General features: G+C 46.7%; 14 protein-coding genes and 1 pseudogene. 6 read left to right on the forward strand and 9 right to left on the reverse strand.

Features of this window, described 5'->3' with window-relative positions:
* Positions 1 to 5 precede the first annotated feature (5 nt).
* Positions 6 to 1,229: pseudogene (locus tag HRE53_RS05850) on the forward strand (aminotransferase class I/II-fold pyridoxal phosphate-dependent enzyme); the annotation flags it as partial.
* A 56-nt stretch (positions 1,230 to 1,285) separates the two neighbouring features.
* Here HRE53_RS05850 and HRE53_RS05855 read toward each other — a convergent pair.
* The 5 genes from HRE53_RS05855 to HRE53_RS05875 all read right to left on the reverse strand — a co-directional run bounded on the left by HRE53_RS05855 (position 1,286) and on the right by HRE53_RS05875 (position 4,541).
* Positions 1,286 to 1,528, reverse strand: coding sequence for a NifU family protein (locus tag HRE53_RS05855; RefSeq protein ID WP_212662618.1), 243 nt, complete (start codon positions 1,526 to 1,528; stop codon positions 1,286 to 1,288).
* A gap of 195 nt (positions 1,529 to 1,723) precedes the next feature.
* On the reverse strand, positions 1,724 to 2,023 hold the full coding sequence (locus HRE53_RS05860) for a DUF3155 domain-containing protein (RefSeq protein ID WP_212662619.1): 300 nt from the start codon (positions 2,021 to 2,023) through the stop codon (positions 1,724 to 1,726).
* Positions 2,024 to 2,227: 204 nt separating this feature from the next.
* A complete protein-coding gene (gcvH, locus tag HRE53_RS05865; RefSeq protein WP_212662620.1) occupies positions 2,228 to 2,614 on the reverse strand; it encodes a glycine cleavage system protein GcvH in 387 nt (128 codons plus the stop codon).
* Between the two features lie 68 nt (positions 2,615 to 2,682).
* The gene (gcvT, locus tag HRE53_RS05870) at positions 2,683 to 3,789 is read right to left on the reverse strand and encodes a glycine cleavage system aminomethyltransferase GcvT (protein WP_235109448.1); all 1,107 of its coding nucleotides are present in this window, start codon (positions 3,787 to 3,789) and stop codon (positions 2,683 to 2,685) included.
* 155 nt (positions 3,790 to 3,944) lie between these two features.
* Complete coding sequence (locus tag HRE53_RS05875; RefSeq protein WP_235109449.1) at positions 3,945 to 4,541, reverse strand: DUF4344 domain-containing metallopeptidase; 597 nt, start codon at positions 4,539 to 4,541, stop codon at positions 3,945 to 3,947.
* A 119-nt stretch (positions 4,542 to 4,660) separates the two neighbouring features.
* On the opposite strand from HRE53_RS05875, the gene HRE53_RS05880 reads away from it, so the two are divergent.
* Positions 4,661 to 5,536, forward strand: coding sequence for an IS630 family transposase (locus tag HRE53_RS05880; protein WP_235109450.1), 876 nt, complete (start codon positions 4,661 to 4,663; stop codon positions 5,534 to 5,536).
* On the opposite strand, the gene HRE53_RS05885 is transcribed toward HRE53_RS05880, so the two are convergent.
* Entirely contained in the window at positions 5,496 to 5,765 is a 270-nt protein-coding gene (locus HRE53_RS05885) for a hypothetical protein (RefSeq protein WP_235109451.1), read from the reverse strand. The genes HRE53_RS05880 and HRE53_RS05885 overlap by 41 nt on opposite strands.
* Before the next feature lie 472 nt (positions 5,766 to 6,237).
* Between HRE53_RS05885 and HRE53_RS05890 the strand changes: the two genes are divergently transcribed.
* Together HRE53_RS05890 and HRE53_RS05895 are read left to right on the forward strand one after the other, a co-directional pair.
* Positions 6,238 to 6,642: a transposase family protein gene (locus HRE53_RS05890; protein ID WP_235107816.1), complete on the forward strand. Its 405-nt coding sequence runs from the start codon at positions 6,238 to 6,240 to the stop codon at positions 6,640 to 6,642.
* A 116-nt stretch (positions 6,643 to 6,758) separates the two neighbouring features.
* Positions 6,759 to 7,907: an ISL3 family transposase gene (locus HRE53_RS05895; protein ID WP_235111058.1), complete on the forward strand. Its 1,149-nt coding sequence runs from the start codon at positions 6,759 to 6,761 to the stop codon at positions 7,905 to 7,907.
* A gap of 41 nt (positions 7,908 to 7,948) precedes the next feature.
* On the opposite strand, the gene HRE53_RS05900 is transcribed toward HRE53_RS05895, so the two are convergent.
* A complete protein-coding gene (locus HRE53_RS05900) occupies positions 7,949 to 9,445 on the reverse strand; it encodes an IS1634 family transposase (protein WP_235109452.1) in 1,497 nt (498 codons plus the stop codon).
* Positions 9,446 to 9,650: 205 nt separating this feature from the next.
* Here HRE53_RS05900 and HRE53_RS05905 point away from each other — a divergent pair, with 205 nt between their 5' ends.
* Together HRE53_RS05905 and HRE53_RS05910 are read left to right on the forward strand one after the other, a co-directional pair.
* Positions 9,651 to 11,105, forward strand: a complete 1,455-nt coding sequence (locus HRE53_RS05905) for a hypothetical protein (protein WP_235109454.1) — start codon at positions 9,651 to 9,653, stop codon at positions 11,103 to 11,105.
* A 29-nt stretch (positions 11,106 to 11,134) separates the two neighbouring features.
* Entirely contained in the window at positions 11,135 to 11,566 is a 432-nt protein-coding gene (locus HRE53_RS05910) for a hypothetical protein (protein ID WP_235109455.1), read from the forward strand.
* A gap of 48 nt (positions 11,567 to 11,614) precedes the next feature.
* Here HRE53_RS05910 and HRE53_RS05915 read toward each other — a convergent pair whose 3' ends face one another.
* Positions 11,615 to 12,505 (reverse strand): serine hydrolase, encoded by an 891-nt coding sequence (locus HRE53_RS05915; RefSeq protein WP_235109456.1) that lies wholly within the window; start codon positions 12,503 to 12,505, stop codon positions 11,615 to 11,617.
* Positions 12,506 to 13,154: 649 nt separating this feature from the next.
* The gene (gene bchB / locus HRE53_RS05920) at positions 13,155 to 14,681 is read right to left on the reverse strand and encodes a ferredoxin:protochlorophyllide reductase (ATP-dependent) subunit B (RefSeq protein WP_212662626.1); all 1,527 of its coding nucleotides are present in this window, start codon (positions 14,679 to 14,681) and stop codon (positions 13,155 to 13,157) included.
* Positions 14,682 to 14,977 lie beyond the last annotated feature (296 nt).

Here is a 14,977-nt window from a genome sequence, read left to right on the forward strand (position 1 = left end):
ACCCCCTTACACAGCTAGAGGCAGCCGAACAGGCAATGTCTCTCATCTTTTCTAAGATTGACACTCAAGTCAAGAAAAACTTAACACAAATATTAAAATCTTTTCATAATTACCGCTTGGGTCCCCATCATTTTGCTAGTGTATCGGGTTACGGTCATGACGATTTAGGCCGGGAAGTTCTGGATCAGGTATACGCAGAAGTCATGGGCGCAGAAGCTGCCCTAGTGCGGGTTCAGTTTGTATCGGGCACCCATGCGATCGCAACTGCCCTGTTTGGCGTATTGCGCCCCGGAGACCAAATGCTGTCCGTAGCAGGGGCACCCTACGACACCTTAGAAGAAGTCATTGGCATCCGCGGAGAAGGACAAGGCTCCCTAAAAGATTTTGGGGTAGAGTATCGGCAACTTGAGTTAACGCCAACCGGAACCATCGATTGGCAGGCCTTAGAAACCAGTATTCAGCCCCAAACTCGTCTCGTCCTCATTCAACGATCCTGTGGGTATAGCTGGCGACCCAGTTTGAGCATTGAAGAGATTGGCAAAATCGTGGACCGGGTCAAAGCTCAAAACCCGAATACCATTTGTTTTGTCGACAACTGCTATGGGGAATTTATTGAAGATCGGGAGCCTACAGCTGTAGGCGCTGATCTGATGGCGGGTTCCCTGATCAAAAATCCGGGGGGCACCATTGTCACAGCAGGAGGATATATTGCCGGGCGTCGTGATCTAGTAGAAGCAGCAGCTTGCCGATTAACCTCGCCGGGGATTGGCTCAGCTGGTGGGGCGACCTTGGATCAAACTCGGCTGATGTTTCAAGGGTTGTTTTTAGCACCCCAAATGGTAGGGGAAGCGATGAAAGGCAATCATTTGGTAGCCCATGTGTTTCAAGAGCTGGGATATCCCGTTAATCCCTTACCTGAAGAGCCTCGTCGAGATGTGATCCAGGCGGTAAAGCTAGGATCGGCGGAAAAATTGGTGGCTTTTTGCCGGGCTTTTCAGCAATATTCCCCTGTGGGGTCTTATCTCGATCCGATGCCCGCCCCGATGCCGGGTTATGACAGTAATTTAGTCATGGCAGGGGGGACTTTTATTGATGGCAGTACCTCAGAACTCTCTGCGGATGGGCCGTTGCGAGAACCCTATATTGTCTTCTGTCAGGGAGGGACTCACTGGACTCACGTTGCGATCGCATTAGAAGCTGCGATTGAAGCGGTGGGACCTGCCGCCTAATCAAAAGGGGCCTGTTGATGCAACAGGCCCCCGGTTTTATTCAAGTTAGCGGTTCATTAAAAGACCTGCTCAACCTCAGAAATCTCAGGGATGGTGTCTCTGAGTTTGCGCTCGATTCCCATCTTTAAAGTCATGGCAGAACTGGGGCAAGATCCACAGGCTCCTTGCAGACGTAGCTTAACCACAGGACCTTCGACTTCAACCAATTCAACATTGCCACCGTCTGCCATTAGGTAAGGACGGAGCTCATCTAATACTGTTTCTACGTTTTCGGGATTAAGTTCTAACGTTTGTGACATGGCTAAACCTTGGTGTGCTGATCTATATTGTAGCGATTGCTGTGGAGACCTTGAAACCGATCAAAACCTTTCGCTTAAACGATATCTGTATCCACAGCCTGCAGGGAAACTTTTCATCAGTGAGTATCCCAAACAGGCAAAAAATAAAGGGTGAAGGTTAACCTTCACCCTTTGAAAATTAGGAGCTTGAACTATCTACCTTGCAAGAGACAATTCTTCCGTTTCTACCCTTAGACTAGGGAATAGAAAATGGTTTTCTTCGACATATTGAGCACCGAACAAACCTTTTTCGGCCCAAAAGTACCGATCAGTCGTATGTTCGTTGCGCTTGACGAGAAGTAGAGCTGGAGGGATAACCCCTGCAGTTTGGATATACTTCCGGGCTGCTGTTACTGGTTTATCCTCTCCGCTTTCAATACTGAACTGAGGAACATTTTCCAAAATTCGTCGTCCTTCTTGGCGACGACGACTTTTGCGTTTCCGTCTTCTTGCCAAACCCAAGACCTCCTTAAGCTATACCGCAGTGTAGTCAAAGTTACAAAAGCTTAATGAGTATAACTGGAGACAAATTAGAATTCAACTTTATTTAAAGTTTTGATAAGCAAAAATAGGCTGGAAAACGATTTTTTGCACCTTTTAAGCTTTTTTAGATGTAAAAAAATGTAAAGTTTTCTCAGGGGTTTATGAGATAATCCGGGATTAGCCTTCGACTTTGGCTTGGTACTCTGATGCGGTCATCGCCTTATCTAAAGCAGCGGCCTCACTCACCTTAATCTTGAGAAGCCAACCATTCGTGTAAGGATCATCTGCCAATTGCTCAGGTGCATCAGCAATAGCCGTATTGCACTCTAATACTGTTCCATTAATCGGAGCATAAATATCTTCTACAGCTTTGACGGATTCGATATTTCCCATCACGTCTCCCTGGGATAACTCGTCTCCGACTTCCGGCAATTCGATAAAAACAATATCCCCTAACTGATCGATCGCAAATGCAGAAATACCAACCGTAGCAACCTCTCCCTCCAGGCGCACATATTCATGGGAGTCCATATATTTCAGATTTTCGGGATATTCAAAGCTCATAATGGGGGGCCTCAGTCAGTAAGGGAGTTGGGTAGGATAATCATCCAAACCATATTTTGCCTTAAATCTTACGCTTTAGGTCGCCGATAAAAGGGCTTTTTAACAACCGTTGCCTGTTGGGACTTCTTGCGGATTAACACCGAAACTTCCGTACCTGATTTGGCGTAGGCAGTCGGAACATAGGCGAGGGCAATCGCTTTGCCCAAGGTGGGGGAAAAACTGCCGCTCGTGACGATACCTACTTCTTGGTCATTGACCAACACAGGATAATCATGACGGGCAATATGGCGACCCTGCATTTCCAAAGCCACTAGCTTTCGAGGCGGTCCATCGGCTTTCTGCTTCTGCAAGATGTCTTGACCAATAAATTCACCTTGATCGAGGTTAACCAGCCATCCCAACCCGGCCTCATAGGGAGTGGTGGTGTCATTGATATCTTGGCCATACAGGGCCATGGCGGCTTCTAAGCGTAAGGTATCGCGGGCACCCAACCCACAGGGGGCAACGCCAGCATCCAAAAGGGTTTGCCATAGCTTTTTCCCAGTCTCTGGATCGACCATGACTTCAAAACCGTCTTCGCCGGTATACCCCGTGCGGGCAAACCAGGCGGGTTGTTCCAAGATGGTTCCAGACTGATGGCGATAATTACGAATGGCCGTGAGATCAGTGGGAGTAAAGCGTTGCAGAGTTGCGATCGCATCCGGTCCTTGAACCGCAATCAGCACCAGTGAATCGGAAACATCTTCAAATCCAATCGCCTCAGCAGAGACATGCTCTAGTAACCAGGCTTTGTCTTTGGCCGTTGTGGAAGCATTGACAATGAGCTTGCCCGTTTCTGCCCCTGACTCTGTGAACCCTTCAAAATAAAAGATCAGATCGTCAATAATGCCAGCTTGCTCATTGAGGAAAACGGAATACTTGGCCTGCCCCGGCTCAAGCTGGCTGAGGTCCGAGGGCACTAAGGGCTGCAATTTTTGCCGCAAATTATCCCCCTGGAGCAAGAATTTTCCCATATGGGAAATATCAAACATGCCCACTTTTTGGCGAACATTTTGGTGCTCCACCGTAATACCTTCGTATTGAACCGGCATATTCCAGCCCCCAAAGCCCATCATCCGGGCATTGAGCTGTTGATGTTGCTCTAGTAAGGGAGTTGGTTTCAAGGAGTCTGCCATGATAATCCACGCTTGCGTTGAGCTGGTGACTGGCGTAGATGTAATACGTCTCTAGGACGATGGGTTCTCCAAACCAGCCCCCGCCTTTATATCATGAACCCTGCGCCTTGATCAGTGTTGGCAAAACAGCCCCATCCATTCTGAGTGAAACCAACCTATTTTCGGTAGGGAGCCAGTAGAAATTTCCAGCTTCGCTCACGGCGCTGATAGTCTACAGGACATAAGTCAGCCCGCTCTTGGGGGAGATCGCCACTGGTGACGAAATCAGCAAATTTCTCAGGATTACTGCCATAAATAATGCAGGAAATGGTGTAATAACGCTGTGCTCCTAAACCATGAGAGGCCCAAAACGGTAGCTCTTGGAGCTGCTCTTCTTCTTCCGCATCTACATCAAACTGATCGATTCCGGCAATGACTGCATCATCATCTTGCAGCTCTAACAACATCACCGCAGCAAACTCATCCACCACATTCTCTTCTAGCCCGGTAATGGGAAGTTGGTATTGGTCAACAAAAGCATGGCCGAGTTCATGGAAAAACGTGAACAGTGCAGAGTAGATCACCTCATCTGCGTAGGCTTCAGGAGACTGATTGTCTTCACCCAGAATGTCGGTATATTGTTTGAGCAGCTCGTAGCACATGTCGATTTTGACTTGCTCAGGATCATAAAAAGCATTGGCCTCGCCACATTCTTGAAAGCTAACCGTGATATCTCTCGAAAAAGCAAACTTGGTATTGAGTTGGGCAATCAATCCATCTTTTTCCTGGGGTATAGAAAATTCTAGAGAATTTTGTAGAGCTTCGTAGATATAGCAAGCGCCATTTTATTCAGGACATAATAAACTAGAGATACTGTTATGTCTTTCAATGGATGCCTAAAATCTACAGCTACGATTTACGTTGCAAAGTGATCGATGCTATTGAACTTGATGGCATGCCTCCCTCAGAAGCGAGTGACACCTTTCATATCAGTCGTAACACCATTAATCTATGGCAACGTCTCAAAGCAGAAACAGGTGATCTTCATCCCATCCCTAGACAACACCTTGGCCATAGCCACAAAATCACAGACTGGGACAAGTTTCGAGCTTTTGCTCAAGAACATCGCTATAAAACCCAAGCTCAGATGGCCGAGTTGTGGGAGGGGCAAATCAGTGAGCGTACTATTTCAAGAGCGCTGAAGAATATTGGATTTACTCGAAAAAAAAAGACCTATGGCTACCGCCAACGCGATGAGCACAAACGGGCTGAGTTCGTCCAAAAGTTAACAACAGTAGACCCAGACGATATCGTCTATGCTGACGAGTCAGGGATGGACAATCGAGATGAGTATGACTATGGCTATGGTCCCAAAGGTGAGCGGGTCTATGCTTTAAAGTCTGGTAGCAGAAGTGGACGAGTCAATATGATTGCAGCTTTGAGAGGAAAGCAGCTCATGGCCCCGTTCACGATTGAAGGGGCTTGCAATCGCACCGTATTTGAAATTTGGCTTGAGACTTGTTTGATACCGATGCTCAAACCGGGGCAGAAGTTAGTCATTGATAATGCCACCTTCCATAAGGGAGGGCGAATTGAGCAACTGGTAGAAGCCGCAGGATGTGAAGTGTGGTACTTGCCACCCTATTCTCCTGATTTGAATAAGATTGAACGGTCGTGGGCTTGGATTAAAAGTCGAATTAGACACCAATTAGAGCACTTCGGTTCACTTAGAGAAGCAATGGAACATGTGTTGTACCTAGCGTCCTAATTAGAGTGGCGACTGCTATAGCATTGAAGTTCGCATCATTCGGCTGGACATAAACAATCCGAATGTCACCTTGGTCAGCAATCTTCTGACGGGACACTTGAGCAATTTTGAGCGGTTTGTTTTGAGGAGAAGCATTGATTAAGGGACTCGCACATCCTGCAGTGGCCCACAGCATACTGCCCATCGCAACACCCCATTGCCAAGGTTTAGGCTTCCAGAACTGATTCATAAGTGGCACTTCTTCACATCAATCAACCTCGATGAATTCCTTGCACCCTGCCTATTGCTAGACACATTCATCGATATTGAAATCACTGTAGTTTACGGCCAACCTTCACTATTATTTTTGCCTAAAAACTTACGAATTTTGATATCTCGGAGCAGTACAACCTACATTCAGCAGGCTAGCTAGCAGAGCAGATAATATTTTTTACAGCCCTTCCCAAGGAACGGCAAGATAAGTTGCTGCCTGCTGTTGAGCTTGATGAGATGCTTGGCACCATCAAGCCAAACTAAATGGACGGCCTGAAAGCATTGGAGAATCCAACGTAACGTAGGTTTCGTAGTTTGTTTCCCCTTCTGATTAGGGAGAGTTGTTTGTACTTGTTCTAGTGCATTTCTTAAGGCTCTTCCCAGCTTTTGGTGATGCGATGAAAAATCTGTGAAACCATTGAAGCTAGAGTCTTTGCAATATTCTGGCCATGGAATTACTCCAAGCTTTATTACCTAGCCCCAACGGGCTCCAATTGAACGACTATGAAATGGATGTAGAACACCAGCATTTGGAATTGAGTGTTATGTCCACCCAAACGGTGGCTCCATGCCCCTTGTGCGGTAGCGTGGCTCATCGAGTGCACAGTCGATATCAACGAACCCTTGCCGACTTACCCTGCTTGCACTTCAGCTTAAGCTTGCTCGTGCTAGTCTGCAAATTCTTTTGTCCGAATTCAGAGTGTCGCCGTCGTATTTTTTACCGAACGCATTCCAGAGGTGGCGGCACCTTGGGCCAGGAAAACCGTACGCCAGGTTCAGCATCTCCAGGAGATTGGGTTAGCCTTAGGCGGTGCTGCTGGTTCTCGTCTAGGCAAGTGTCTGGGCTATTTTAGCTGTGGCAGTACACTACTCAACCACTTAGAGCGCCTTCCCCTCCCTGAGTTCGAGGTTCCAAAAGTGTTAGGGGGTAGACGACTTTGCGTTCCGAAAAGGCCATAATTACGGCACAATTTTAGTCAACTTAGAGACTCATCAACCTATTGCCCTGCTAGCAGATCGCAAAGCAGACACATTGGTCGATTGGCTACGAGAGCATCCAGGTATAGAAGTATTATCCCGTGACCGTTCCAAGACCTACAAAAGTGCCATGGATAAGGCTGCGCCAGACGCCAGACAAGTTGCAGATCGCTTTCATCTAGTCAAAAATTTGAGTGAAGCGCTTGAGCTTTCATTGGAAAACTACCATGCTGAGCTTAAAGCCGCTTCACGGGAGCAATACCCAGTCACTAGCTCAAATCTAGGGCATACTGCAACGGTTGTTGTAATTCCTCAATCGACTGCCACTGCAACCTTTCAAGAACGGGCACAGGCAAACCATCAAATTCGGGTACAACAGCAGCAAGAAATTAAAGCTCTCCGCGAACAACAATGGTCGACTGCAGCTATTGCAGACAAAGTCGGAGTGAGTGAATGTACTGTTCGCAAATATGGTACCCGACCTGATTTTCCAGAAACTTATAACCGACGTCCGACCTTGGGTAGGAGCCTACTCGACCCCTACAAACAGGAGGTTGTGGCTTGGTGGAATTCTGGAATAACGAACTCCAAAGTCTTGATGGTATTGCTCCGACAGAATGGCTATGAAGGCTCCCAACGCACTCTCCAGCGTTACCTTCGTGGGTTCCGCGAAGCTCAGAGCCTTCCTTCATATCGTGCTCCAGTGACAAAGTCCTTACCCACTGTCATTGATCCTCAAGCTCCTCCTTTTACACCTCGTCAAGCAGCCTATCTAATTGTGCTCAAAGAAGAGAATCGAGAACCCGAAAATAAAGAGTTGTTGGAATACCTGGTCAAACAACACCCGGACTTAGCAACCCTTGTTGATTTAGCTCATACGTTCCTTGAGTTGCTCAGACAACGACAGGCCGATGCTTTTGATTGTTGGTTGATGAAGGCATTGACCTGTCCAATTCAACCGTTGAAAAAGTTTGCTGCGGGTCTCATGGATGACTATGCTGCAGTCAAAGCCAGCATGATGATGGAGGTCAGTAATGGTCCGGTGGAGGGACTCAACAACAAACTAAAAATGCTTAAGCGTCAGATGTTTGGCAGGGCAGGATTAACACTACTCGCCAAGCGACTAATTATGGCTTCATGAGAAAGAAGCAAATCTCTTTCTGAGTAAGGGTTTAAACCGAATCACCAAAAGCTGGGAAGAACCTTTCTTAACTGTCGTTGTCCTAAGCTGTAGACCATCAAACACAAGGCCATGATCATGGCTAAGGCAGCGATACGCCGAGGTGTCTTCAGGAAAACACTAGAGGCAAAGAAGAGTGGATCTTTGATAAAGCGAAAGCCTCCTTCACACGCCTGCTGGTTCTTGTACTCGCGCAGAATATCATCATTGCTCCATTGCTCTTGTTCCAAGAGATTGGTGGCTAAGATGAAACGACCTGCTTGCCGCCGATAGCGTTCGATGACTGGCTCATTGAGGGTTAAGGTAGCCTCAATAGAATAGGTGTAGTGAGTCACAACCGTTGCTTTTGTCGGTCGTCCAGCCTTTGGATAATGAGGTTTTTTATGGATTTTGAGATCGTCAAGGGTGTGATACCTGAGGATTTTGCCAAAATCTTGGGCTGCAGCTAAAGCATCTGCAGGGCACAAGAAGGTCTGTTTGCAGAGGGTTTTAAGTGCAGTAGTTTTTTGGCTAAACGCCTGATCAATCCGCTTTTGCACTTGTTTGAGTCCAGAGTCTCTGCGAGCTTTACTTTCAACCACCAGCCACCGTTGTTGAATCTCTCCATAGGTACTACATACTTCGACAAAGCTATAGCCGTTGAGAGCACTAGGGTGAAACTGTGAACCCGGCAGCCCTTGTAGTAAGTCTTGGGCTGCCGTTGAACTTGCTGGAACTCGGCTAATCCAAGATGTACTTCCTAATGCTTGCAGATTGTCGGCACTGTAGAGGGCACTATCAGCAACAATCACCTCTGGCTGTTGCTGACTCCACTGTTGCTTAAATTCATGGATGATAGGCACAAACGTACTTTTGTCCGCATCATTACCGTTGCCCACTTGTAAAAATAAAGGAATACCCCCGTCCCCACTCACCAGTAGGTTCAATACAAACTGCTTGAGATCACGACGATTGTCCCGTGAGTAGCCGTAGGTGATTTTCACGGGTATCGGCTCCTCTGACTCAGCCAGTGCAGGGGAGGGGGACTCAGGTGCAGAGGGGGATTCGTCTGACGCCTCAACCTGTGGTTTATCTAAGTATTGCCCCTCAACACTAAGGCTTGTCGCATCTAGATGCGCACACCTTAGAGCTACATCGAATTTCTGAACGACTGCCATTGCCACATGGATAAATATCTGGGTCACACCATAGGCATAGAGCTTGTCGAGGACTCGACCGATACGGGTATCGTTGAGGTGCTCTGGCAGTACACCTTGACCGAGTAAGTGCTCGGTTGCTTTGCTTTCGAAAAACTCACTAAATAAGTACAATGGAGCACTCAAAAAGCCCATACCATTTAGAATCAGGGCTTTGACAACTTGACCACAACTAACATTCTCTTGCTCGTGAGTACCTAATAATCGATCCACTATTTCGACAATGCCGATCTCATCGACGATACCGGCAATAATACCGAGATGGTCAATATCCTGAACGTCTATCTCTTGAGGTGAATACATGGACTTGCGTTGAGGGACAACCTCAAAATTATCCCTTGATGGTTAGTAACTGCTGAATGTCGGGTACAAAAAGGCTGTTACCAAATTTGCAACCCCTGCCAAACCTAAAGACAGTTGGGCTAAAGTCGAGATGAACAGCTCTAACTGGAACTCATCCATTATTCGGGAGATCCATCTAAGCCATCCTTGTTGTCGAGATAGTCATATGTTTAAACGATTGCCCGTCATTCAAACCCTCTTCAGTACCCTAGCGGTATCCATGGTGCTGACATCTTCAGCCCTAGCAACCAAGCCAACCTTGATTGCAGAGGAAGAATCGTTTAATCCCATTGCTCCTAAATCGGAATCCGCTCCTGCTGATGATGTCATTGAGCCTCAGCCCCGCCGTCGCCCTATTTTTGACAATGGCTATCAGCGAGTGATTGACCAAACGGTGCAAATGGTCTCCAATGGCAAGGCTCAACAGCTGGCCAAGCGGTTTGGCTTAAATATCCTCAACGTCACTTGGGAAGATACAGGACGCTACAAAAACTCCTCAGTCGGTCCCAATATCAGCGATATGACGATTCAAGTCCAGCATCGCGACCCAAAATCTCGGTCCAATCGCCTGCATCTAATGCCTGTGATTCGACATCCCAACTTTTCTGATAAAACCGCCGATGTCCGTCTGGATCGATTTTTCCTCAAGGTCGGCAATGAGAAAGGGGCTAAATTACGCAAAGTGGCTCTCAAAGATATTTTGAAAGATCCACGACGATATCTGCATCAGCCCAATTCTTGGACAGGTCGCCAAAAGTCACTCTTGGCCCCTCGCGATACCCATGCGCTGGTCAGTGCTCAAGCCAGCTTCTTACCCATTCCCCAGGGAGGCAAAGCTGAATTCAATCCGGTTCTGTTCAACTATCAGTCCTATGCGGATAACCCTGCGGTCCTCACCATTCTGGCGACCCGAGAAGGGACCAGTATGACGGTGATTGACAACAAGCGCGATGCTTTCTCTGCAGGTCAGACTTGGGGACAACGGTTGTTCTTTAACCAAAATGGTGAACGGGCTAGTTTGACGGGGCAGCGAGCTAGTGATTTTGTCAGCAGTGGTCAGTCTTCTGCCAGCAGCTCTAAGGATGTGGAAGACCGAGGCTTAAATATGGTGCTGCTGATTCAGGTGCCTCTCAAACAAAAACGGCCGATGCCGATGTTTACACCTGAAGCAATGGAGGATAGCGCCATGGGTGCAAGTGCTCCCACTGCAAAAGCTCAACGCAGCAATGTTGAGGCTGCAGTGATTGGCCATGGCGAGGTGGAAGGTCCCTTTACTGAAATTGATAATTTGGCGATTGAGCGTGATCCTCGTTTCCCGGTGCGGGTCACAGTCCAGTTCTATAAAGCCACCAGCAATGGCGCGGTGTCTCAGGCAGATATGAAACACATTAACCAACAAATCGCTCGGGTCTATGACGATGCCGACTATGTCGGCAGTTTAGTGGTCGAAGGCGATACGGGGCGACCCACAGAGTATGACGGATCTAAACAGGAACCTCCCACTTGGTGGCAGGAATTCTGGAAGCGTCATCGTTCCAATACTGGACAATCCAAGGAAGATACATGGGAAATGCTCAACCGACTCATCGCCCAAGCATGGTCTGAGAATATCGATTCCTAAATGGGTTAGATCATGGAGCTTTCAATTGCATGATTGAACTATCTGCATACGATTTTTCTATCGATCCACCCCAAACAGCCATTAGGGAATGGTGGCAAGTACTTATCAATATTGAAGCAACGTTTTGCATCACCGTTGGCAAAGTACAGATTATTCAGGAGCCCCACTATTGCGTTGTGGAACTGGTCAATGCGCTTCGGCGTTGGGAGGCCAGTTCCACCTATTTATCAGATTTCGAATATGAGTCCATGAATGAAGAAGAGACTGAACTCTTGTGGTTTCGGTTAGCTTCAGAGGATCGTTGGCTTGTTGGCTCAGCATGGCAACAAACTGAATGTCCAGATTTGGTGTCTACCCAAGCGCTCAAAACAGCCATTCAAATTTTCAAAAAAAGTGTTGAGCAATCAGTTGCAAATGATCTTGGTGTAAATCTCATAGACTTTGAGGAGTTCGCTGCTTGATCAACCTTTGCAGTCCAAGATTCACTCGACAACACAGAACTTAGACAGCTAGTTGAGACTTTGAAGAGTATCGCTGAATAAGTTGAAGAAGCGATACTCTTCCAAAGGCTGTTGATCATTCCAGGTCGCGGACACACAGTAATTTTTGCCAGAGTCATCTCTGAGGGCTGTGGTTAGATTCAAGACGCCTGGTTCTGCCCCCCCTTTAAAGGCAACTTGTTGCCAATTATCAGAGTTAATAATGCCTGTGTTGATTTGCGTGAGCGGTAGATCAGCAACTTTTTCGATCAATTGGCAGAGTTCTTGGGTGGTGAAAAACCATTCGATGTCTGGAGCGAGGGGTTGGTTATCGACTAGCTCAACGGTTGGCAGAGGGGCTTGATGGATAGTCGGCAGTAAATCTTGGGGAGAGGGGCTTTGGCGATACGTTTCTAGCAAGTCCTGATTCTCAGGGCTTTTGAGGGTGAAGACTTCTTGGGTTGTCAGAAAAGGCTGATTTCGGGGCGATACCTGAGAGAGGGTGTCTCGACCGACGATTTGGATGAGAACATCGGCTGCCGTATTATCGCTGATCGAAATCATCAGACTGGCTAGGGTTTGTAGGGTGAAGGGGGCCTGATCAGGCCAATCCTGGAGGATGCCGCTGGGAATACTTTTCCATTCGGGTTTTAATTCAACGACTGCGTCCCAGGAATGTTGCCCTGTCTCGATCTGTTGCTGAAGTTCGGCTAATACTTGGAGTTTGAATGTGGATGCGATCGCAAGAGGTTTCTCAGCATTCAGCGAGACCAGAGCCTTGTCATCCTTGAGGACCAACACACTCGTTTCTCCGGGCAAAGCGTCAAATGCATCAACTAGCTTATTGGGAGTTGCTCCTGCTTCTGCATAAGGCAGCTCTAGGCAAATTAGAAAAAAGACCGTTCCAAGGGCTGTAAGCAAGCACTGCTTTATTAAATTTTTTATGTTCAAAATGCCGATAAAATTCCATAATTAATCAACCCAAGGTATTCCCAAGACAAAAGAATTATTGATCTGCGCCAGAGAAAAATGCGTAATTATACGGAAGACTAAAAATATCCCATTTCAAAGTTCAGTATTTCTGACCTGAACACTCTCGATTATTTTGGGGATCATAGAAATATAAGAAATCGATACCTGGGGGATATGATTACATGCTAATTCCTATTGCTGGATTTGCTGCTTTATCAATGTTATCTATCATTACGAATACTTTAATCTTGATGGATAGCAAAAACGCCCCTATTGAGAACTAGAGCTCTAACCCATTGCCTGCTCTAGGTGCAATCGTGCTAAGAAATCAACAACAGAATTGTAAAAAAGTTTTTAAAACTGCGTAAAAGCAGTTATGCAATCTGATAACTACAATATAGATTGCCAAACCAAACCTCTAAACCCTTATTTTTTGAAATGGGGGTTTTTTATTGCAATCAAACCCTAGCAATGGCAGATGGCTATTCTATTCACCCCAGAAAATTGAATTTCCTCCGATACTATTTCCTTTAAAACAATCCAGGCTACCCAAATTTGGGTAGCCTGGATTGTTTTACCTTAAATCAAGGAATTGAGGTTATGCACCCACCGCTTCTTTCGCGGCATACAGAACCTCAGCAGTGATCTCCGTAATCTCGCGCTCACGAGCAAATTTCTCGGTATTCCGCTTCACTTTGCCGCGCACAAAACCAGGAATTTTGTTGAGTTCTGCCTGACCATCAGAACTCCAACCCAAGTCAGAATCAGCCGAGATGCCCTTCGTGATCACTTCCTTGGTGTCATGGCCACCGAAGATTTCCAGTAAGTGGTCTTCCATGCCTAGGGTGAAGGAGTTATAAACCAAATCAGCCACCTGATTTGTCCCTTCGTAGCCCAGGAAAGGTTTATAGCCGATGGGGAAATCTTGAATATGGATAGGAGCGGCAATCACACCACAAGGAATATTAAGCCGCTTACCGACATGGCGCTCCATTTGCGTACCAAAGATAGCAGAGGGTTCGACTCGGGCGATGGCATCGCCGATAGCACCATGATCTTCATTGATCAGCACTTCGTCGCAATATTCGCTCACTTCCTTACGGAACCATTCTTCATCGTATTTGCAGTAGCAGCCTGCCCAAACCACATGAATGCCCATTTCGCGAGCTAGAATTTTCGTCATCGCTGCCGCATGAGTGCTGTCACCATAGACCACGGCCTTCTTGCCCGTTAGGTTTTGGCAATCGATGGAGCGAGAGAACCAGGCTGCTTGAGAAACATGCAGGGTTTGGTTCTCAATAAATTCTTCGTAGTTAACGTCTGCCCCTTGAGCATTGATAATTTCTTGGATCTTACGGATACAGCGGGCTGTTTCTACCACACCCATGGGTGTGATATCGACGAAGGGCATGCCAAACTCTTCCTCTAGATAGCGAGCGGACATATGTCCAATTTCACGATAGGGAACGAGGTTAAACCAGGCCTGAGGTAACCGTCTGAGGTTATGGACGGACGCCCCTTCAGGAATGACTTCATTGACTTCAATCCCTAAGTCAGCCATTAACCGCTTCAGTTCGGTGCAGTCATGCTGATTATGAAAACCTAGGGTTGAGATACCAATGATGTTGACGGAAGGCTTAGCGGTTTTCTCTTCCAGTAAATCGCCATTTTTACGGGCTTTCTGGATATAAAACTGAACAATTTGGTCTAGGGTGCGGTCTGCAGCCTGTAGCTCATTGACCCGATAGTGATTCACATCAGCCAGCAGAACATCCCCTTTAGTACTGAGGGCAGCTCGCTCGACAAAGTTCTCCAGATCTTCTTGCAGGATGCTGGAAGTACAGGTAGGGGTGAGGACAATCAAATCAGGATTTTCCTCTTCATCCTTCCGAGTAATGTTATCGACGACTTTTTCCTGGGAGCCACGGGCTAAAACATGACGATCGACGACACTGGCAGTAACGGGGGTGAAATTCCGCTCTCGCTCTAGCATGGAGCGCATCACGTTGAAATAGTCATCCCCCAAGGGAGCATGCATAATGCCATGAACATTTTTGAACGAACTGGCAACTCTCAACGTACCAATATGAGCTGGACCAGCGTACATCCAGTAGGCTAATTTCATTCTCTAGACTCTCCCTTGAGTTTCAGCACCTGTAAGCATTATTGACTAGTTTGCAGTGGTTGAGTAAGGATAAATTATCCTTAAATCGCAAAAAAATAGAATCAAATGAATTCATAGGCAATATATACAAATAATAAAGTCTAAAAATCTTAAAATTAGAATCTTAATTAGATATACATATTTAATCTATAAAATAAAGAACAATAAACAAAAAAATCTTTTTAACATGTCAGCTTTCAAAAGCTTTATAGATAAGCACAGTTGATCGGCAGTCCGACATCAATGGGAAGAGATGA

This window comes from Acaryochloris sp. 'Moss Beach' (assembly GCF_021497025.1).
GTDB classification, from domain to species: Bacteria; Cyanobacteriota; Cyanobacteriia; order Thermosynechococcales; family Thermosynechococcaceae; genus Acaryochloris; species Acaryochloris marina_A.

What these genes read in the sequence shown, in the direction of transcription:
- HRE53_RS05905 (WP_235109454.1), top strand. Translation starts at nt 9,651, where the DNA reads ATGTTTAAACGATTGCCCGTCATTCAAACCCTCTTCAGTACCCTAGCG.
- HRE53_RS05885 (WP_235109451.1), bottom strand. Translation starts at nt 5,765, where the DNA reads ATGAATCAGTTCTGGAAGCCTAAACCTTGGCAATGGGGTGTTGCGATG.
- HRE53_RS05900 (WP_235109452.1), bottom strand. Translation starts at nt 9,445, where the DNA reads ATGTATTCACCTCAAGAGATAGACGTTCAGGATATTGACCATCTCGGT.
- HRE53_RS05910 (WP_235109455.1), top strand. Translation starts at nt 11,135, where the DNA reads ATGATTGAACTATCTGCATACGATTTTTCTATCGATCCACCCCAAACA.
- HRE53_RS05880 (WP_235109450.1), top strand. Translation starts at nt 4,661, where the DNA reads ATGCCTAAAATCTACAGCTACGATTTACGTTGCAAAGTGATCGATGCT.
- bchB (WP_212662626.1), bottom strand. Translation starts at nt 14,681, where the DNA reads ATGAAATTAGCCTACTGGATGTACGCTGGTCCAGCTCATATTGGTACG.
- gcvH (WP_212662620.1), bottom strand. Translation starts at nt 2,614, where the DNA reads ATGAGCTTTGAATATCCCGAAAATCTGAAATATATGGACTCCCATGAA.
- HRE53_RS05890 (WP_235107816.1), top strand. Translation starts at nt 6,238, where the DNA reads ATGGAATTACTCCAAGCTTTATTACCTAGCCCCAACGGGCTCCAATTG.
- HRE53_RS05855 (WP_212662618.1), bottom strand. Translation starts at nt 1,528, where the DNA reads ATGTCACAAACGTTAGAACTTAATCCCGAAAACGTAGAAACAGTATTA.
- gcvT (WP_235109448.1), bottom strand. Translation starts at nt 3,789, where the DNA reads ATGGCAGACTCCTTGAAACCAACTCCCTTACTAGAGCAACATCAACAG.